Source organism: Streptomyces luomodiensis (assembly GCF_031679605.1).
Taxonomy (GTDB): Bacteria; Actinomycetota; Actinomycetes; order Streptomycetales; family Streptomycetaceae; genus Streptomyces; species Streptomyces luomodiensis.
Genome location: NZ_CP117522.1, coordinates 6127102 through 6144790, shown reverse-complemented (window position 1 = coordinate 6144790; position 17689 = coordinate 6127102). Strand labels below are relative to the sequence as shown.

Annotated in this window: 25 protein-coding genes; 16 read left to right on the top strand and 9 right to left on the bottom strand. The window is 72.4% G+C overall.

From position 1 onward, the window contains the following. Positions 1-636 precede the first annotated feature (636 nt). Entirely contained in the window at positions 637-981 is a 345-nt protein-coding gene (locus tag PS467_RS25840; RefSeq protein WP_311037239.1) for a hypothetical protein, read from the bottom strand. Between the two features lie 188 nt (positions 982-1169). On the opposite strand from PS467_RS25840, the gene PS467_RS25835 reads away from it, so the two are divergent. Genes PS467_RS25835 through PS467_RS25825 form a run of 3 tightly spaced genes read left to right on the top strand, consistent with a single transcriptional unit; the run spans position 1170 to position 2453 of the window. Beyond that, positions 1170-2024, top strand: coding sequence for a helix-turn-helix domain-containing protein (locus tag PS467_RS25835; RefSeq protein ID WP_311037238.1), 855 nt, complete (start codon positions 1170-1172; stop codon positions 2022-2024). A 14-nt stretch (positions 2025-2038) separates the two neighbouring features. After that, a complete protein-coding gene (locus PS467_RS25830; RefSeq protein ID WP_311037237.1) occupies positions 2039-2236 on the top strand; it encodes a DUF397 domain-containing protein in 198 nt (65 codons plus the stop codon). A 16-nt stretch (positions 2237-2252) separates the two neighbouring features. Further along, a complete protein-coding gene (locus tag PS467_RS25825; protein ID WP_311037236.1) occupies positions 2253-2453 on the top strand; it encodes a DUF397 domain-containing protein in 201 nt (66 codons plus the stop codon). 84 nt (positions 2454-2537) lie between these two features. On the opposite strand, the gene PS467_RS25820 is transcribed toward PS467_RS25825, so the two are convergent. The 6 genes from PS467_RS25820 to PS467_RS25795 form a co-directional block, all read right to left on the bottom strand. Then, the gene (locus PS467_RS25820; RefSeq protein WP_268974068.1) at positions 2538-3410 is read right to left on the bottom strand and encodes a phosphogluconate dehydrogenase C-terminal domain-containing protein; all 873 of its coding nucleotides are present in this window, start codon (positions 3408-3410) and stop codon (positions 2538-2540) included. Further along, positions 3410-4216, bottom strand: coding sequence for a sugar phosphate isomerase/epimerase family protein (locus PS467_RS25815; RefSeq protein WP_311037235.1), 807 nt, complete (start codon positions 4214-4216; stop codon positions 3410-3412). Before PS467_RS25815 ends, PS467_RS25820 begins: the two co-directional genes overlap by 1 nt. Position 4217: 1 nt before the next feature. Further along, the gene (locus PS467_RS25810) at positions 4218-5042 is read right to left on the bottom strand and encodes a triose-phosphate isomerase family protein (protein ID WP_311037234.1); all 825 of its coding nucleotides are present in this window, start codon (positions 5040-5042) and stop codon (positions 4218-4220) included. Next, the gene (locus PS467_RS25805; RefSeq protein ID WP_268974065.1) at positions 5042-5515 is read right to left on the bottom strand and encodes a ribose-5-phosphate isomerase; all 474 of its coding nucleotides are present in this window, start codon (positions 5513-5515) and stop codon (positions 5042-5044) included. The genes PS467_RS25810 and PS467_RS25805 overlap by 1 nt, the downstream gene beginning before the upstream one ends. A 36-nt stretch (positions 5516-5551) precedes the next feature. Then, positions 5552-7300, bottom strand: coding sequence for a dihydroxyacetone kinase family protein (locus tag PS467_RS25800; protein ID WP_311037233.1), 1749 nt, complete (start codon positions 7298-7300; stop codon positions 5552-5554). A gap of 123 nt (positions 7301-7423) precedes the next feature. Further along, positions 7424-8791 (bottom strand): MFS transporter, encoded by a 1368-nt coding sequence (locus PS467_RS25795; protein WP_311037232.1) that lies wholly within the window; start codon positions 8789-8791, stop codon positions 7424-7426. 230 nt (positions 8792-9021) lie between these two features. Between PS467_RS25795 and PS467_RS25790 the strand changes: the two genes are divergently transcribed. Continuing rightward, positions 9022-9801: a FadR/GntR family transcriptional regulator gene (locus PS467_RS25790; protein ID WP_311037231.1), complete on the top strand. Its 780-nt coding sequence runs from the start codon at positions 9022-9024 to the stop codon at positions 9799-9801. 36 nt (positions 9802-9837) lie between these two features. Continuing rightward, positions 9838-11016, top strand: coding sequence for a UDP-N-acetylglucosamine--N-acetylmuramyl-(pentapeptide) pyrophosphoryl-undecaprenol N-acetylglucosamine transferase (locus PS467_RS25785; RefSeq protein WP_311037230.1), 1179 nt, complete (start codon positions 9838-9840; stop codon positions 11014-11016). A 5-nt stretch (positions 11017-11021) separates the two neighbouring features. Here PS467_RS25785 and PS467_RS42180 read toward each other — a convergent pair whose 3' ends face one another. Next, entirely contained in the window at positions 11022-11207 is a 186-nt protein-coding gene (locus tag PS467_RS42180) for an arsenate-mycothiol transferase ArsC (RefSeq protein ID WP_432280631.1), read from the bottom strand. Here PS467_RS42180 and PS467_RS25780 point away from each other — a divergent pair. From PS467_RS25780 to PS467_RS25740, 9 genes are all read left to right on the top strand, one after another. Then, entirely contained in the window at positions 11134-11466 is a 333-nt protein-coding gene (locus tag PS467_RS25780; protein ID WP_311037229.1) for a hypothetical protein, read from the top strand. The two genes, PS467_RS42180 and PS467_RS25780, sit on opposite strands and share 74 nt — an antisense overlap. A 92-nt stretch (positions 11467-11558) precedes the next feature. Next, positions 11559-11870 (top strand): gas vesicle protein GvpO, encoded by a 312-nt coding sequence (gene gvpO / locus PS467_RS25775; RefSeq protein ID WP_268974059.1) that lies wholly within the window; start codon positions 11559-11561, stop codon positions 11868-11870. Between the two features lie 95 nt (positions 11871-11965). Then, positions 11966-12463 carry a gas vesicle protein GvpJ gene (gvpJ, locus tag PS467_RS25770; RefSeq protein ID WP_311037228.1) on the top strand — a complete coding sequence of 166 codons (498 nt, stop codon included), beginning with the start codon at positions 11966-11968 and terminating at the stop codon, positions 12461-12463. A gap of 3 nt (positions 12464-12466) precedes the next feature. Next, positions 12467-13195, top strand: a complete 729-nt coding sequence (locus PS467_RS25765) for a GvpL/GvpF family gas vesicle protein (protein WP_311037227.1) — start codon at positions 12467-12469, stop codon at positions 13193-13195. Between the two features lies 1 nt (position 13196). Then, positions 13197-13466: a gas vesicle protein GvpG gene (locus PS467_RS25760; RefSeq protein WP_268974056.1), complete on the top strand. Its 270-nt coding sequence runs from the start codon at positions 13197-13199 to the stop codon at positions 13464-13466. Beyond that, positions 13459-13830 carry a gas vesicle protein gene (locus PS467_RS25755; RefSeq protein ID WP_311037226.1) on the top strand — a complete coding sequence of 124 codons (372 nt, stop codon included), beginning with the start codon at positions 13459-13461 and terminating at the stop codon, positions 13828-13830. Before PS467_RS25760 ends, PS467_RS25755 begins: the two co-directional genes overlap by 8 nt. Beyond that, positions 13827-14723: a GvpL/GvpF family gas vesicle protein gene (locus PS467_RS25750; protein ID WP_311037225.1), complete on the top strand. Its 897-nt coding sequence runs from the start codon at positions 13827-13829 to the stop codon at positions 14721-14723. The genes PS467_RS25755 and PS467_RS25750 overlap by 4 nt, the downstream gene beginning before the upstream one ends. Continuing rightward, a complete protein-coding gene (locus PS467_RS42175; protein ID WP_432280630.1) occupies positions 14720-15016 on the top strand; it encodes a gas vesicle protein in 297 nt (98 codons plus the stop codon). The genes PS467_RS25750 and PS467_RS42175 overlap by 4 nt, the downstream gene beginning before the upstream one ends. Further along, positions 15013-15327: a gas vesicle protein K gene (locus PS467_RS25740; RefSeq protein ID WP_311037224.1), complete on the top strand. Its 315-nt coding sequence runs from the start codon at positions 15013-15015 to the stop codon at positions 15325-15327. Before PS467_RS42175 ends, PS467_RS25740 begins: the two co-directional genes overlap by 4 nt. Before the next feature lie 20 nt (positions 15328-15347). On the opposite strand, the gene PS467_RS25735 is transcribed toward PS467_RS25740, so the two are convergent. Next, positions 15348-15809 (bottom strand): MarR family winged helix-turn-helix transcriptional regulator, encoded by a 462-nt coding sequence (locus tag PS467_RS25735; RefSeq protein ID WP_268974051.1) that lies wholly within the window; start codon positions 15807-15809, stop codon positions 15348-15350. Positions 15810-15887: 78 nt separating this feature from the next. On the opposite strand from PS467_RS25735, the gene PS467_RS25730 reads away from it, so the two are divergent. Together PS467_RS25730 and PS467_RS42170 are read left to right on the top strand one after the other, a co-directional pair. Further along, positions 15888-16271, top strand: a complete 384-nt coding sequence (locus tag PS467_RS25730; RefSeq protein ID WP_311037223.1) for a VOC family protein — start codon at positions 15888-15890, stop codon at positions 16269-16271. A gap of 2 nt (positions 16272-16273) precedes the next feature. Next, a complete protein-coding gene (locus tag PS467_RS42170) occupies positions 16274-17650 on the top strand; it encodes a DNA-3-methyladenine glycosylase family protein (RefSeq protein WP_432280629.1) in 1377 nt (458 codons plus the stop codon). The last annotated feature ends 39 nt before the right edge of the window (positions 17651-17689 follow it).

Here is a 17689-nt window from a genome sequence, read left to right as displayed (position 1 = left end):
AAGCGAGGGTGACGGATGGGTCGGTTGCGCCCTTGGAGCGGCCCGCACGGTCCCCCGGATCTCGTCCATGACCGCCTGCCGGCCGCATGAGGCAGCGGGGTTGGGCGATGGGTGGTGTGTTCGGCCGCGGCGCCGTTTCGCGCCTTCGGCGCAATTGAGCAGCGGCGGCGGGGGTTGGGGGGCGCGGCGCCGCAGCCGTGCGCCGGGCCCATGGATGCGGGTGCCGGTGGCGGCGCCCCTTCTCGGGGGCAAGGGCCGGTGCCGGACTGCCGGGTCGTCGGACTGCCGGCCGGCCGGGGGGTGGGGTACCCCTCCGGAAACTGATTGACAAATTAGTTGCGTCAGATCAAGCACTTTTTAGGGGGGTACCGGGAGGGGCCCCACCCGCAGTCCGGAGGGCTCCCCAGCCGCCGAGCTCGGAAGCCGCCACCGGCCCGCACCCCCAGCGGCCCGGCGGACGGCGGCCTGCCGCACCCCGTACCCCCTGCCCCGCTGCTCAATGGCGCCGAAGGCGCGAGACGGCGCCGCACCCGACCGAGCCGAACAGCCCCGGCTCATGGGCACGCCATACGCCTCACGGCTCGCCGGGGATCACGCCCTTACGGAAGGCGTCCCCGGCAGACCCGTCCGCCGCCCTCACACGGCCTCGGCCCGCGCGAAGGTGGCACCGGCCCCCGGGTCGAGCCACACCAGCCGCGCGGAGATCCCCTTACGGCGGCCGTAATGCCACAGCGCCCGCTCCGGCGACCCGAGGGACATCGTCACGGTGCCGCCCACCCCGATCACGTGTGCGCTGCCGTCGTCGTACGCCATGCCCCAGGCGGCGACGTGGCCGTCCGCGTACTCCGTTCCCCGGTCGTATTCCTGGACCACGGCGAACAGGCGGGGCGCGGTGTCGAGTACGAGTGCGCGCACCTCGTTGTCGAATGCGCCGAAATCGAACGGCGCTGAGCTGGGGTCTTGGGGGGCTACGGTGGCCATGGAAGTCTCCCGTCAGGAGGAGGAGTTGAGCAGGGCGCAGGCAGCCAGCGGGCAATGCCTCGGCCCGTCATCTGAGTTACAGCGTAGCGACCCGGTAGTATCCAGCCCACCGCCTGAAAGCAATGCATTGCTTAACCCCCTGAACGGGCGAAGGCTGCAAACCGTGTGCGAATCACGAGAGGACGGCAATGCCTCCGAGTAAGCTCCCGCCAACCATCCGGCAACGTCGCCTGGGCGCGGAGCTGCGCCGCCTGCGCGAGCATGCGGAACTGTCAGCTACGCAAGCCGGTCAGCTCCACGGCACCACGCAGTCGAGGATCAGCAATATCGAGTCCGGCGGCTATCCCGTCAGCGCGGAGCGGGTACGAACGCTGGCGCGCCTGTACGAGTGCACCGACAAAGCACTCATCGACGCGCTGACCGGGATGACCGGCGGACGTACGCGCGGCTGGTGGGAGGAGTACCGAGGGATTCTTTCCGCTGATGGGTTGGACTTGGCCGAACTCGAACACCACGCACAATCCATCCGCATCGCCTCAGCGATCCATCTGCCTGGCCTGCTTCAGACCGCGGAGCACGCCCGAGCTCTGTTCCGGGACGTGGTGCCGCCCTATGATCCCCCAGAGGTCGAGCACCAGGTCTCCTTTCGGATCAAGCGCCAGTCCGTGATCTACGGCAAGCACCCGACGCCACTGTCGGCGATCATCCACGAGGCCGCCCTGCGTATGGGTTTCGGCGGCCCGAAAGTGGCTCGTGCTCAGCTGGAACACCTGCTCACGATGAGCGAGCGCGAACACATCAGCGTGCGGTTGATTCCCTTCGGCAGCGGGAGTTACCCCAGCTCGGGATCCGGCATCATCTACGTCAGCGGCGAAGTCCCGCTTCTGGATACCGTCCAGCTCGACACGGACACCCGCTCCGAGTTCGTAGACGCCCAACCGCAACTGATCAGATATCGCGCCGTGTTGGACCGACTGGAAGAGAGCGCTCTCGAACCCGCACCATCTCGCGACTTGATCCACAACATCCAACGGAACATCTGACAGGAGAAACGAACGTGTTCAATCACGACTGGCGGAAGTCTTCCTACAGCGGGACCGCCGGTAACTGCATCTACGTCGCCACCGACCACGACGGCAGGGTCAAACTACGCGAGAGCGATGCGCCTGACGTCACCGTGACCTTCACCCCCACCACGTTCCGCGCTTTCATACGGGCCACCAAGACCGGTGAGTTCGACCACCTCAGTCCGTAGTCCGTAAGGAGCCCGCGTGCTCACCTACAACTGGCAGAAGTCGTCGTTCAGCGGCAACGCGGGGAACTGCGTCTACGTCGCCACCGGGGAACACCACACCGTACGGCTGCGGGAGAGCGACGAGCCGGAGGTCGTCCTCGCCACTACCCCCGCCACGTTCGGCGGCTTCATACGCGCCGTCAAGGCGGGCGCGTTCGATCGCCTCACCGCCGGCTAAGAGCATCGCCCCTGGTCCCGGTGCGCTCCCCCGTGAGCGCACCGGGGCCGGGGGCGTAACCGCGAACTGCGTAACGCGACGGCGTCACGCTGCGCGGCGGATTTCCTTGATCTTGAGCATCCGGGTGATGACCTTGTCGAGCTCGTCGTCCTGGAAGACCTTCTTCCAGTCGTCCCGCACGATCGACTCCCGGCCGTAGTCCATCGCGATCAGGCAGGCGTCGGAGAACGGGTTGTCGCCCTTGAGGGTGTTGGCGAGGGCGACCTGGGTGTGGCCCAGGAGCATCGCGCGGGCGGCGGACTCCGGGACGCCCACCGTGTGGACGGTCTCGTGCAGGGCCTCGGTCAGCAGCGCGCCGACCATGCAGGCGATGGTCTCGACGAGGGTGGGCTCCAGCACGGCCAGCTGCTTGACGGTCACCCAGTGGACGTCCACGACCGGCGCGTACATGGTGCGGATCACGGTCTCGGTCAGCTCGCGCGCCGCCGCGTCCTCGGACTCGAACGCCGCGACGACCTCCTGCGGCGCGGCGATGCCGCCGAAGGTGTCGGCCCACTCCTCCTTGGTGGTGCGCTCCAGGAAGACCGACGGGTGGCAGGGGTGCGCACAGGCGTTGGCGACGTCGTCGCGCCGGGCGAGCAGGCCCGCGTAGGCGGCGGCCGGGTCCAGGGTGAGGACGACCGAGCCGGGCTTCATGACCGGGACCAGCGCCTCGGACACCGCGCCGAGGACGCGGTCGGGGACGGCGAGGATGACCACGTCGGCCTCGGCCGCCGCCTTGGCAGAGTCGATGACCTCGCGGCCCAGCTCGGCGAGGACTTCCTGGCCCTTGGGGGAGTTCTCGCTGAACAGGACGCGGAAGTCGCTCTTCTCCAGGTTCGCCGAGACGCGCAGGCCCATCTTTCCTGCGGCGCCGATAACGGCGACGGTCGTGGTCTCTGTGGCGGGGGTGGCCATCAGGTGCTCCTCATCAGCTTGTTCAGGGTGCGGACACTGGCTTGAGTCCACTGGTCTTCGAGCCGGGCGGTCTCCTCGAAACCGCCCTGCCACGGGAGCCAGTGCTCCACGATCTGGTTGACGCCCTTCTCCTCCGGGCGGACCGCGGCGATCACGCGGTCGTAGTCGAGCAGCCCCTCGCCGAGCGGGCAGCCGGCGAAGGTGAAGCCGACCCAGCCGTCCCGGCGGGTGAAGGCGAAGTCCTTGACGTGGATGTTGACCACGTGCGGGGCGGTGCGGTCGATGACGTCGGCCGGCCGCTCCAGGCGGGCCACGCTGTTGCCCGGGTCCAGGCAGACGCCCAGGTGCGGGCTGTCGACGGCGGTGACCACGGCCAGCAGGTCGTCGGTCGAGACCTGTTCGTAGGTCTCCAGGCCGAGGGTGACCCCGCGTTCGGCGTAGCCGGGCACCGCCTCTCGCAGCAGCTCGACCGCCTCGGGGACGGTCGGCCGGTGGTCGTTCGTGTTCAGCATGGAGCGCACGAAGGTCGCGCCCAGCTTCTCCGCCAGGTCCAGGTACGTCCGCAGGTGGCCGGGGCGGACGCCACGGGTGCCCAGCTCCAGCCGGATGCCGAGGGAGTCGGCGGTGGCCCGCACCTCGGCGAGCCGCTCGTCGGAGAAGGTCTCGATCAGCGGGTAGTCGCAGATCTGGAAGAGGCCGACGCCCAGGTCATGGGTGCGCCGGAGCATGTCCTCCACCGTCAGCGGCCGGGGTGCCTTCGCGGAGATCTGCCAGAAGAAGGCGTAGGTGCTCAGTCCGAGGGCCATCTCACGCCACCCCCGCCACGGTCGTCCCGTGCACGGTCGTCCCGTGCAGGGCCGCCGCCTCGTCCAGGATCGTCTCGAACGCGCCCGGGTCATGGGCGAAGCGGCCCAGGAAGAGCCCGCCGACCTCGGGGCCGAGCCGGGTGAGCAGGCCCGGTCCGGCGCTGCCGCCGTAGACGACCCGGCTGCCCGCGAGTTCCGGCCGCTCCGCCAGCCGGGCGCTCAGTGCGGTGCACACGGCGCGGATGTGCTCGGGCGAGGCGGGCTCGGGGGCCCCGATGGCCCACTGCGGCTCGTACGCGACGATCAGCGAGCCGAGCAGCCCGGCCCGGCCGGCCACGGCGAGCGCGGACTCCACCTCGGCGGCGCAGCGTTCGGCCGCCCGGCCGGCGTCGGTGCGCTCCGGCTCGCCGACGCACAGCACGGGGGTGAGGCCGTGGCGCAGCGCGGCGGCGGTCTTGGCCGCGACGACCGTCTCGTCCTCGTGGAACAGGCGGCGCCGCTCGGCGTGGCCCACCTCGGCGTAGCCGCAGCCGATCTCCTTGAGCTGGGCGCCGCTCACCTCGCCGGTGAGCGCGCCGGGCTCCTCGGCGCTCAGGTCCTGGGCGCCGATCCGGACCCCGGTCCCGGCGAGCAGTCCGGCGGCCGGGACCAGCGTCGGGAAGGAGGGCAGGACGAACGTCTCCACGAGGCCGCCGGTGACGGCCGGGTGCCGTTCGGCGATGGCCGCGATACGACGGCACCAGTTGAGCGTCTGGTGGTGCCCGAAGTACATCTTCAGACTGACGCCGATGGTGACGGCGGGACCGGAAGGGGCTGGGGCTGACATCAGGCGGCCGTGCCCTCGTCTTCGTAGGCGCACATCAGCTCGACCTTGGCGGCCGAGGCCGAGGAGGTGTCGAAGCGGTAGGTGAGCCACTCCTTGGCGAGGCGGCGGGCCAGCTCCAGGCCCACGACGCGCTGGCCGAAGGTGAGCACCTGGGCGTTGTTGCTGAGGATGGCGCGTTCGACGGAGAAGCTGTCGTGGGCGGTGACCGCCCGGATGCCCTTGACCTTGTTGGCGGCGATGGCGACGCCGAGTCCGGTGCCGCACACCAGCAGCGCCCGGTCGGCCTCGCCCTTGGCCACCAGTTCGGCGGCGGCGATCGCGATCTTCGGGTAGGCGGTGTGCCCGTCGGCGTCCACGCCCACGTCGGTGACGGACGCCACGAGCTCGCTGGCCTCCAGGTCCTTCTTCAGAACCTCCTTGTAGTCGTATCCGGCGTCATCGGATCCGACGACGATGCGGAGCTTGTCGTTCATCTCAGCCTTTCTTCCCAAGGGGCTCGGGGACGTGGTTCAGGCGGTGGGTTCGGCGGGGCACGCGGCGAGGGCGCCGTGCACAGCGCGGACGATCAGGGCGAGGGACACCGCGCCCGCGTCCGGGGTGCCCAGGGACTTCTCGGCGTGCGGCCGGGCGCGGCCCAGCCGGGGCAGGAGTTCGGCGGTGGCCTTGGCGGCGGCGTCGGCGGCGGTGGCCGCGGTGTCCCAGGCGGCGGTCAGCGGCGCCCCCTGGCCGACGGCCTCGCTCAGCGCGTCGGCGAACGGCACCAGGGCGTCGACCATCGTCTTGTCGCCGGTCTCCGCCTTGCCCAGTCGCATCACCCCGTCGGCGGCGGCGTCCACGCCGACGCTGACCGCGTGCGCGTCGGGCCGTTCGGTGTCGCCGAGGGCCGTGCCGAGCGCCCGCAGGATGACCCCCCACAGCGCCCCGGAGGTGCCGCCGGCCCGGTCGGCCCAGGCGTCGGCGGCGTGGTGCAGCAGGGTGCCGGCGCCCGCGCCCCGCTCCAGGGCCTGGCGGGCGGCCACGTGCGCGGCCTCGGAGCCGCGCCGCATGCCGATGCCGTGGTCGCCGTCGCCGGCGACGGCGTCGATGCGGCCGAGTTCCTCGGCGTGCGCCCGGATGGTCGTCTCGATGGCCTCCAGCGCCGCCAGGGCGGTGCGGGCCGCGGCGCGGGAGGGCTCGCTCGCCTCGGGGACGGCGGGCTCCTCGGCGAGGTCCGCGTCCGCGAGCGGCTCGGCGGTGGTGACGGCCGGGGCGACCGTCCCCTTGCGGTAGGCGGGGGCGTCGGCCGGGGCCGTCCACAGCGGCTCCAGCTCATCGGTGAGCCAGAAGAGGGTGAGCGAGACGCCCGCCATGTCGAAGCTGGTGACCAGCTCGCCCACCTCGGGGTCGACGGTTTCCACGCCCGCCTCGGCGAGCAGCCGGGCCACCTGGCGGTAGACGACGAACAGCTCCTCGTACTTGACCGAGCCCAGACCGTTGAGGATCACGCCCGCGCGCTGTCCGCGCGGGCTGTCCACGCCCTCCGGCAGTTCGCCGAGCAGGGTGGAGACGAGCAGTTCGGCGGCCTCGTCGGCGCTGGGCACCGGGCGCTCGGCGAGCCCCGGCTCACCGTGGATGCCCAGGCCCACCGCCATCCGGCCGTCGGGGACGGTGAACAGCGGGGCGTCCGCGCCGGGCAGGGTGCAGCCGGAGAAGGCGATGCCGAACGAACGGGTCCGGGCGTTGGCCAGCTCGGCGAGGCGGACCACCTCGGCCAGGGGCAGCCCCGCCTCGGCGGCCGCGGCGGCGGTCTTGAACACCGCGAGATCGCCCGCGACCCCGCGCCGCTTCTCCGACTCCCCGGCGGCGGCGCTGGAGACGTCGTCGGTCACGGCGAGCGTCGCGCAGGGGATGCCCTCGGCGGTGAGGCGCTCCGCGGCCTGGCCGAAGTGCAGCACGTCGCCCGCGTAGTTGCCGAACGCCAGCAGCACCCCGCCGCCGGCCTGCGCCGCCTTGGCCACCTGGGCCACCTGCTGGGCCGAGGGCGAGGCGAAGACGTTGCCGACCGCGGCACCGTGCGCCAGGCCCGGCCCCACCAGGCCGGAGAAGGCCGGGTAGTGGCCCGAACCGCCGCCGACGACCACGGCCACCTGACCGGGGGCGGTGGCGGCGGCGCGGGCGACACCGCCGGGGACGCGCCGGACCAGGCGCCGGTGGGCGGCGACGAAGCCTTCCAGGGCCTCGTCCGCGAAGGCGGCTGGGTTGTTGAAGAGTCGTGTCATGGCTGGCGGTCTCCCGGGGCTGCGGGGTGTTCGTTGCGCGGGGGGGCGTGCGTCGCAGGCGCTCTGCGCTGGGGCTGGGGCTGGGGCTGGGGCGTCGCGGAGGGGTTGGTCGCGGGCGAGGGGTCAGTGCCCGGCGGTGATCAGCTCCTGTTCGGGGGCGGGGGCCGTGGGCCCGCGGCGGGCGGCGAGGCAGGCCATCAGGACGGCGGACAGGACCATGAAGCCGCCGACGAGGAAGAGCGGCAGGTAGTAGGAGCCGCTGAGGTCGTGCAGCCAGCCGGTGATGTAGCCGGCGGCGAAGCCCGCGACGTTCCCGGCCGTGTTGATCAGGGCGATACCGGCGGCCGCGGCGCCTCCGGTGAGGAACCGGGAGGGCAGCGACCAGAAGGCGGGCAGCGCCGCGAAGATCGAGCAGGCGGTGACGGTGATCACCGCGACGGTCGCGGTCGGCGAGCCCATGGACAGGGCCAGCGGGATGCTCACGCCGCCGACCACCGCGGGTCCGGCCACATGCCAGGCGCGTACCCCGTGCCGGGTGGCGTGCCGGGACCAGAAGAACAGGACGATCGCGGCGGGCAGATAGGGGATGGCGGTGATCAGCCCCTTGTCCATCACGCTGAAGTGGGTCCCGAACTCGTCCTCGAAACCGCTGATGATGGTGGGCAGGAAGAACGCCAGGGCGTACAGGCCGTAGATGAAGCCGAAGTAGATGAGGGACAGGACCCACACCCGGCCGCTGGCGAACGCCGCCTTGATCCCCTCGCGCCCGCCGTGGCCGGCCGTCTTCTCGTCGTTCTCCCGCGCCAGCTCGCCGGTCAGCCAGTCCTTCTCCGCGGCGGTGAGCCACGTGGCGTCGGCCGGGCGGTCGATCAGGTAGAACCAGGCGATGACGCCGAGCAGGATCGCGGGCACCGAGACGCCGAGGAACATGAAGCGCCAGCCCTCGAGGCCGAGGAACGCGCCGTGCTGGTTGATCAGCAGTCCGGCCAGCGGCGCCCCGATCACCGTGGTGAGCGGCTGGGCCAGGTAGAACAGCGCCAGGATCCGGGTGCGGTGGCGGGCCGGCACCCACTGGCTGAGGAAGAGGATCGCGCCGGGGAAGAACCCGGCCTCGGCGACACCCAGCAGGAAGCGCAGCCCATACAGCTGCTCGGTGGAGTTCACCCAGGTGAAAGCAAGAGAAACGATTCCCCAGGTGACCATGATCCGGGCCAGCCAGCGGCGGGCACCGAACCGGTGCAGCGCCATGTTGCTGGGCACTTCCAGCAGGATGTAGCCGATGAAGAAGACGCCCGAGGCCAGCCCGAACTGAGCCGCGCTGAGCCCCAGGTCCTCGCCCATGCCATTGGGCTCCGCGAAGGAGACGGCGGTCCGGTCGAGGAAGTTCACGAAGAACATCAGGGCGACGAACGGGACGAGACGGACCGCGACCTTCTTGATCGCCGATCTCTCGACGTCCGTCGCGACCGGGGTGACGGCAGGGGTGCCCATGGCGGCTCCTCACTGGGCGGGACAGCGTTGTCCGGTGGAGTGCGCCTCACGCTAGTCACACATCGAAAATTGGTCACCAATTAACCAAAGTGATGAGCATCGCTTTTATCGCAGGCCAAAGGCCTCTTGACAGAACCCCGCCGAACGCTTAATCAGTGGCCGGGGACTTCCCCTCCCGCCAGGGGTGATGTACTGGTGAGTCCAGCCCAGACCGCTAAGGGGAACGCCACGTGAGCGCTGAGTCCGAGCAGCCGAACTTCACCGCCCTGCTGCGCCCCGTCGTCCGCGAGTCGTCGGTGAGCGAGGTGGCCAAGCGGCTGCTGGACCACCTCTCCGAAGGCCACCTCCAGCCCGGCACCCGGCTCCCCGCGGAGCGCCAGCTCGCCGAGGCGCTGAACGTGGCCCGCTCCAGCGTCCGCGGCGCGCTGTCCGCCCTCGACGTCCTGGGCATCATCGAGATCCGCCCCGGCTCCGGCTCATACGTCCGGGCCGGCACCTCGGAGTTCCTGCCCCGCGCCATCAACTGGGGCCTGATGCTCGGTCAGCGCCGCACCCACGACCTGGTCGAGGTGCGCACCTTCATGGAGGGCATGTCCGCCCGCCTCGCCGCCGAGCGCGCCGAACCCGCGGACATAGCACGCCTCGAAGCCCATCTGGAGCACATGCGCGAGGCGGGCAGCGACGTCAAGGCGTTCATCGACGCCGACATAGCCTTCCACCTGGAAACGGCGACCATCGCCCGCAACTCCGTACTCAGCGACATCCTGCACAGCATCCGCTCACTCCTCCAGGTCTGGATGGAGCGCGCGGGAGACATCGAGGGCACGGTGGCCGGCACCCTCAAGGAACACGCCGCGATCCTTCAGGCCATCCGCGACCACGACCCCGAGGCCGCCGAGCGGGCCATGGCAGACCACATGCACTGCGCGAGCGAGCGGCTGTGGTCCTCGCTGAGCACGGAGGAGCGAGACGAGGCCAAGGGGGCCAAGGGCAGCACGGCGACCGGGTGAAGGAGAGTGCCTACGGTAGCCAGTAGGCTGCGCTGGGTGAATGAACCTTCCCGTCTGCCGACCACCTTCCGTCTCATCGTCACGGGGGGAGGTACCGGCGGCCACACCTACCCCGCGCTCACCGCGGTCCGCACCTTGCAGGCCCGGCTGGCGGCCGACGGCCGCGCGCTCGATGTCCTCTGGATCGGCACGCCCGACGGGCTGGAGGCCCGCATCGCGCCCGCCGAGGGCATCGCCTTCACAACGGTCGCAACGGGCAAGATCCGCCGGTCGGCGAACCCGCTCAAGATGGTGTCCCCGGCGAACGTCAAGGACATGGCGCGGGTGCCGCTCGGGGTCGCCCAGGCCCGCAAGATCGTGTCGGGCTTCCGGCCGAACGTCGTGCTGGCGACCGGCGGGTACGTCGCCGTCCCGGCCGGGCTGGCGGCACGGATGTGCAAGCGTCCGCTCGTGCTGCACGAGCAGACCGTGCGGCTCGGGCTGGCGAACCGGAAGTTGGCCGGCTCGGCGGCGCGCATCGCCGTGTCGTCGGAGTCGACGTTGCCGCTCCTCCCGGAGGCCGTACGGTCCGCGGCCGTCGTCACCGGGAACCCGGTCCGCCCGGAAGTGCTGACCGGCCATGCGGAGAAGGCCGTCACCACGCTCGGGCTGACCGGCTTCGACCGGCGGCTCCCGACGCTGTACGTGACCGGCGGCGCGCAGGGCGCCCAGCAGATCAACAATGTCGTGCGGGAAGCCCTCCCGTGGCTTCTGGAGCGCGCCAACGTCGTGCACCAGTGCGGACCGGCGAACGTCGATGCGCTCCGTGCGACCGCGGCCGGCCTCCCGCCGCAGCTCGCCGGCCGGTACTACCTCACCGGGTTCGTCGGCCCGGAACTCCCCGACGTCCTGGCCCTCGCTGACGTCGTGGTCTCCCGCAGCGGCGCCGGCACCCTCGCGGAGCTCACCGCCCTCGGGAAGCCGGCCGTGTTCGTACCGCTCGCGTCCTCGGCGGGGAACGAGCAGGCGCACAATGCCCGGCACCTCGAGGAGGCGGGCGCCGCCGTCGCGCTGGAGGGAGAGGTCACTGCGGCCCGGCTGCAGAACGCCCTCGGGCCGCTGCTGACCGACCCGGCGCGGCGCGCGGGGATGGCGGAGGCTGCTCGGACGCACGGACGGCCGGACGCGGCGGACAGGCTCGTGGACGTGCTCCTGTCCGCCGCGACCGGCGGCTGATCCGGTCAGGGCCCGGTCATGTCCGTCTGATCGCCATCTGCGCGTGCGCCGGGCGGCCGACCCACTTGCGTGCCGGCCGAGTGGACCTCTACGGCCGGGCCGCCGAGTTCGCCGAGGATGAGCGCGGCGAGCGGTGAGCGGCAGTGGTTCCCCAGGCACACCGTCAGCAGCCGCCGCGGCCGGGCGGTCATCGGCCGCCCCCGCGGCGAGGACGGCCCGGAGCTCGTCGGCGACGCGCCCGGCGTCCGTCTCCGTGAGGTGCTGGTGGAACGGGAGAGTCAGGATCTCGCGGCCCAGGCGCTCGGTGACCGGCAGCGGCCGGTGCCACGGGGCGAAGGCCGGTTGTGCGTTGTCGGCTTGGCGGACCACATGCACTGCGCGAGCGAGCGGCTGTGGTCCTCGCTGAGCACGGAGGAGCGAGACGAAGCCAAGGGGGCCAAGGGGGTCTAAGGGGCGAGCGAGCCCGGGGAGGCCGGCGGGCTTGCCTCGTCCGGCCGCTCACAACAGGCGGGCGCACCTGCCATGTGGCCACACTGATGCACATGGCAGAGCGAGAACGGCGCCCGTCGCCCACCAAGACGAGCCCCCGGCCGCGGCCGCCCAGGCCGGAGGAGGCCGCCCGGCACGCGTGCGAACAGCTCGCCTCACTGATCGTCCATGAGCCCGAGGGCGTCTGCGGTGTGACCCGCAATGAGGACGGCTGGGTCGTCAGCGTGGACGTCCTGGAGGTCGCCCGGATTCCCGACACCACCAGCCTGCTGGCCACCTACGAGGTGCACATCGACCAGCGGGGCGAACTCCAGGAGTACCGGAGGGTCCGCCGCTACCGGCGCGGCGCGGCCGACGACTGCTGAGCCGACGTCGAGCCGATGCTCAGCCGACCGCTCAGCCGACTGCTGAGCCGACCGCTGAGCCGACGCCGAGACGACTGCCGAAAGGACGCCCCGACATGCCCGCTGGCACGTACACCGAAGAAGTCGTCTGCATTCAGCGGACCGGCACCCTCTACGACGCCCTGGAACTCATCCTCGACCGCGGCATGGTGATCGACGTCTTCATCCGGGTCTCCCTCGTGGGCATCGAGATCCTGAAGATTGACGCCCGCATCGTGGTCGCCAGCGTGGACACCTACCTCCGCTTCGCCGAAGCCTGCAACCGCCTGGACCTCGAATTCGACCGCAGCAAAACCGTTCCCGAACTGCTGGGCGGCATGTCGGGTGGCGGGAGCGCGGCCGGGGGGATGGCCACCGGTCTCGCCAAGAAGAAGGCCAAGAAGGCGGTGGGCGGCGTCGGGGAGAAGGTCAAAAGGGCCGTCGGGGTCGATGACGAGGGCGAGAGCGAGGACGAGGACGCGTACGAGGACGAGGAAGCCGAGGAGCGGGAGAGCCGCCCCCGGCGGCGCACCGCCACCACCGCCCGCACCCGCCGCCGTTCCGAGGAGGACTGAGCCATGACCGCGCCCCGGAGCGTGTACGTCTACGGCGTCGTCCGCGCCGACCACCCGGTGCCGCCCGGCCGCACCGGGGTCGGCGAGCGGCCCGCCCCGGTCCGTACCCTCCGGGCCGGTGCGCTGGCGGCGGTGATCAGCGACGCTCCCGCCCGGCTGCGCGCCAAGCGGCGCGACCTCCTCGCCCACCAGGACCTGGCGCTGGCGCTGGGGAGGGACGGGCCGGTGCTGCCGATGCGCTTCGGGATGGTCGCGCCTGACGAGGAGTCGGTGCGGCGGCAGCTGCTGTCCTCGCGGAACGACTGCCTGGCCGCGCTCGAACGCGTCGACGGGCGGGTCGAGATGAACCTCAAGGCGCTGCCCACCGAGGCCGATCTGGGCTCGCTGGTACGGGAGGACCCCGAGGTGAGCCGGTTGCGCACGGCCGCGCGCAGGGCTCCTGGCTACGAGGCCAGCGTGCGGCTCGGCGAGGCCGTGGCGCGCGGGCTGCGGCGCAGAGCGGCGGCCGCCGCGGCCGCGGTGCTCGCGGAACTGTCCACCGTGGCGGAGGCCAAGGCGTACGGCCCGGAGGTCGAGGGCTGCGTGCTCAACGTCTCCTTCCTGCTGGACCGGCGCGCGGAGCGGCGGTTCCACGGCGCGGTGGAGCGCTTGGCGGCCGGCCACCGCGACCGGGTCGAGCTGCGGCTCACCGGACCGCTGCCCTGCTACAGCTTCGCGGAAGGCCGGGCCTGACATGGGCGTGCTCAGCCAGGTCGTGCTCTTCCCGCTGGCGCCGGTGCGGGGGGTGGTGTGGGTCGCGGAGCGCGTCAGGGACGTCGCGGAGGAGGAGCTGTGCCATCCGTCGGTGGTACGCGCCCGGCTCGCCGCGCTGAACGAGGCCCTGGAGTCGGGGGCGATCGGCCCCGAGGAGTTCGACCGGGAGGAGGACCGGCTGCTGGACCTGCTGGAACGCTCGGAACCAGAAGTCCGCGGAGGAACGACAAGGGTGAGACGCCGTGACTGAACGCGACCTGGTCCAGCCCCCGCCCCCCATCACCGGCCCGCGCTCCTGCGACCTCGCCGAGGTGCTGGAGCGGGTACTGGACAAGGGCATCGTGATCGCCGGGGACATCAAGATCGACCTGCTGGACATCGAACTGCTCACCATCCGGCTGCGGTTGTTCGTCTCCTCCGTGGACACCGCCCGCAGGGCCGGCATCGACTGGTGGGAAACCGATCCCGCCCTCTCCTCGCGCGCCGCCCGCGACGCCCTCGCCCAGGAGAACGCCCAGCTGCGCGAACGCCTCCACGCGTTGGAGTCGCGCATGGACCCCGATGAGCGGAGCGCGATCGGCGCCGCGGCCGCCGAGAAGGGCGGCGGCGCATGACCCCGCCCGAACCCCCCGCTCTCGTCTACGCCTTCGCGGTCTGCCGCGGCGGCGACCTTCCCGGCACCGCGTTGGACGCGTTGGACGCGTTGGACGTGTTGGCGGAACTTCCCGGACTCCCCGAACTTCCCGGACTCCCCGGGCCCGGCACCGGCGCCCCCGTCCGTACGCTCGCGGCGGGCCCGCTCACCGCCGTGGTCCAGGACGTACCGGCGGCCGGGTTCGGCGAGGCGGCGCTGCGGCAGCGGCTGGCCGACCGCGATGAGCTGGAGCGCTGTGCCCGCGCCCACCACGCGGTGATCACGGCGGCGGCGGCGCTCGCGCCCACCGTTCCGCTGCCGCTGGCCACGCTCTACCTCGACGACGGCCGGGTCCGCGAGGCGCTGGGCGAGCGGGAGACGTCCTTCCTGAGCGCGCTCGACCGGATCGCGGGCCGGGCCGAATGGGGCGTCAAGGTCTACGCTCCCACAGGACCGCCACCCGCCCCGCAGACCGCTTCCGAGGCCGCTTCGGAGACCTCTTCGGAGACCGCTTCGGCGGTCGGCCCCGGCAGCGGCCGGGCCTACCTGGACCGCGTCCGCACCCGGCAACGGAACCGCGAACAGCGCCACACCCTGGCGCTGCGGGCCGCCGAACGGGTGGACGCCGTCGTCCGGGGCCTCGCCGTGGCCGCGCGCCGACTGCGCCCGCACGGCGTCGAGGTGACGGGGGCCCACCGTACCCATGTGCTGAACGCGGCCTACCTCCTCGACCTGGGCCGGGAGCGCGAACTGCACGCCGCCCTCGCGTCGTTGCGCCGCGACGAGACGGACGTCCAGATCGAGCTCTCCGGCCCGTGGGCGCCCTATTCCTTCGCCGACGGAGGAATCGCCGACGGAGGGACGGCCCCATGACCAGGGCAGCCTGGGACGCCGCTCCGGCGAAGGCACGGTGGGAGACGACCCCCGCCGCCACCGCCCGCGAAGAGGCCCCCGACTGGGGAACCACCTCCGCCGAGGCCCTCGGACCGCTCGGCGTCCCCCTCGTGGACCTCCTGGACCGGGTGCTGGCCACCGGTGTCGTCATCACCGGCGACCTGGTCATCGCGATCGCCGAGGTCCCCCTCGTCCGCCTCTCCCTGCACGCCCTCCTCTCCTCGGTCAACGAACGGGTCCAGGCCCCGTGGACCGACAGCGGCCCGCTATGACCGAGCCGTCCCCCTCCCGCGTCTCCCCCGCCTCCCGCGTCTCCCGCGTGGACATCGACCGTGACGCGGTCGGCCGCGACCTCGTGGCCCTCGTCCTGACGGTCGTCGAACTCCTCCGTCAGCTGATGGAACGCCAGGCCATCCGCCGTATCGACGCGGGCGGCCTCACCGACGACCAGATCGAGCGCATCGGCACCACGCTGATGCTGCTCGACCAGCGCATGACGGAGCTGTGCGACCAGCACGGCCTGACGCCGGAGGACCTCAACCTGGACCTCGGCCCCCTGGGCACCCTGCTCCCCCGCGACTGAGGCCGGGTCGGCCGCACCGGTCAGCCGTCGAGGGCTTCCGCCATGCGGTCGAGGTCGGCGAGGAGGGCGGCCAGGCGCCGTGGCGAGAGGGCGTCGATCATCGTGGTCTCGATGGCGTAGACGGCGGACCGGGCCGCGTCGAGGCGTTCACGGCCCTGGGCGGTGAGGTGCGCGGGCAGGGCCCGGCCGTGGTCGGTGGTGGCGGGCCGGGAGATGAGGTCCGCGTCCTGGAGGCCACGCAGGACGACGTTCATGGACTGCCGGGTGACGAACGTGGAGCGGGCGAGCTCGGCGTTGGACAGGCCGGGCCGCTGGTCGAGGAGTTCCAGGCAGGAGTACTGCGGCACCGTCAGACCATGCTCGCGCAGCGCCTTGTCCATGGCGCCGCGCAGCGCCGCGGCGGCGCGTTTGAGGCGGTATCCCACGTGTTCGGTGACGTCCTCGGCGGGGTGCGGCAGGGGCACGGACTTCCGGCTTTCCATGTCAGGATTTTGACATAGGCAGGGGCCGTGCGTACAGTCCGACAATGTCAAAGTCCTGACACCGAGGAGGACCCGTACATGACCACCACCGCGCCCACCACCATCGACGGCCCCGACTTCATCGCCCTCCAGGTACGCGACGTCGAGGCGGCGGCCGCCTTCTGCGAAACCCACCTCGGACTGCGGCGGGCACCGGCCTCGCCGCCCGGTGCGGTGGTGTTCGCCACCGAGCCGATCGCGTTCGCCGTCCGCGAGCCGCTGCCGGGTGTGGATCTCGACGCCATCGCGCGGCCCGGCCTCGGGGTGGCCCTGTGGTTCCGCACCACGGACGCCCAGGCGCTGCACGACCGGCTCGCCGCCGCCGGGGTGCCCATCGTCAGCCCGCCCCAGGACAGCCCCTTCGGCCGCACGTTCACCTTCACCGGCCCCGAGGGCTACGCCCTCACCGTGCACGGAGGCTGATCGTGACCACCGTCGTCCTCACCCCGTCCGGCCCCTTCTCGCTCGCGGCGAGCGTGCGCTTCCTGGAGGACTTCACCCCGGCGAGCTACCAGGGCGAGGCGGACGGCGTGCTCCGCCTGGCCTTCCCCGCCGACGACGGCCACTCGACGGTGGCCGTCGCGGTGCGGCAGGAGGAGACGGCGGGGGGAGCGGCGGGCAGGGTCCGGGCCGAGTTCACCGTGCACCCCGGCCCCGGCCCTGGCCCCGGCCCCCTGGGCGACTCCCTGACGAGCTCGGGGCCCGGCTGGTCCGGTGGGGCCGGCAGGACCGGCACGTTCGGCGGGCCCGGCGAGACCGCCGCGTTCGGCGGGCCCGGCGGGCCCGGCGGGCCCGGCGGGCCCGGTGGCATTGGTGGGCCCGGTGGCATTGGCGGGGCGAACGACTCCGGGCCCGGCGAGGCCGGGACCAGCCAAGCCGACAGGTTCGGCCAAGCCGGTGACACGGGCGGGTCCGACAGGTACGGCGAAACCAGCAGGACCGGCCGGGCGGACGGCTCCGGACCCGGCAGGGACGGGACCGGCCAAGCCGGGGAGGCCGGACCTGGCGGGACCGGCGACGGGTTCGGCCGGGCCGCCGGGCCCGGCGAGGCCGTTCGGGCGCAGCTCGCCCGGATTCTCTCCCTCGACGTCGACGGGAGCGGCTTCCCCGGACTCGCCGCCGCCGACCCCGTGGTGGCCGGGCTCATGGCGGACTATCCGGGGCTGCGGCCGGTGTGCTTCCACTCGCCCTACGAGGCCGCCGCCTGGGCGATCATCGGCCACCGCATCCGTATGACCCAGGCCGCGGCCATCAAGGCCCGTCTCGCCGAGCGGCACGGACGGTGCGTCCAGGTCGAGGGCCGGACCCTGTACGCCTTCCCCACCCCACCGGCCCTGCGCACGATCACCCGCGCCCCCGGCCTCACCGAGGTGAAGATCGAGCGGCTGCACGCACTGGCCGAGGCGGCCGACGCCGGCGAGCTCGACGCCGCACAGCTGCGCGCGATGCCGGTGGACGACGCCCTCGCGGCGCTGCGCACCCTTCCCGGCATCGGCCCGTTCTCCGCCGAGCTCATCCTCATCCGGGGCGCCGGGCACCCCGACGTCTTCCCGCGTCACGAACCGCGACTGCACGCGGCCATGGCGAACGCGTACGGCCTCGCCGCCACGAGTTCCGGCGCCACCGGCTCAGGCGCCCCCAGCTCCGGCGCACCCCGCTCCGGCGCACCCCGCTCCGGCGCGTCCCGCTCAGGCGACCCGCGCCGGCTGGCCCAGATCGCCGACCGCTGGAAGCCCTACCGCAGCTGGGTCGCGCTGCTGCTCCGCGCCCGCGCCGCGCGCATCGGTCACCGCCCGTCGTAACAACCGCACCGAAGAGCCGGTCCGCCCCCGTGCGCGGAC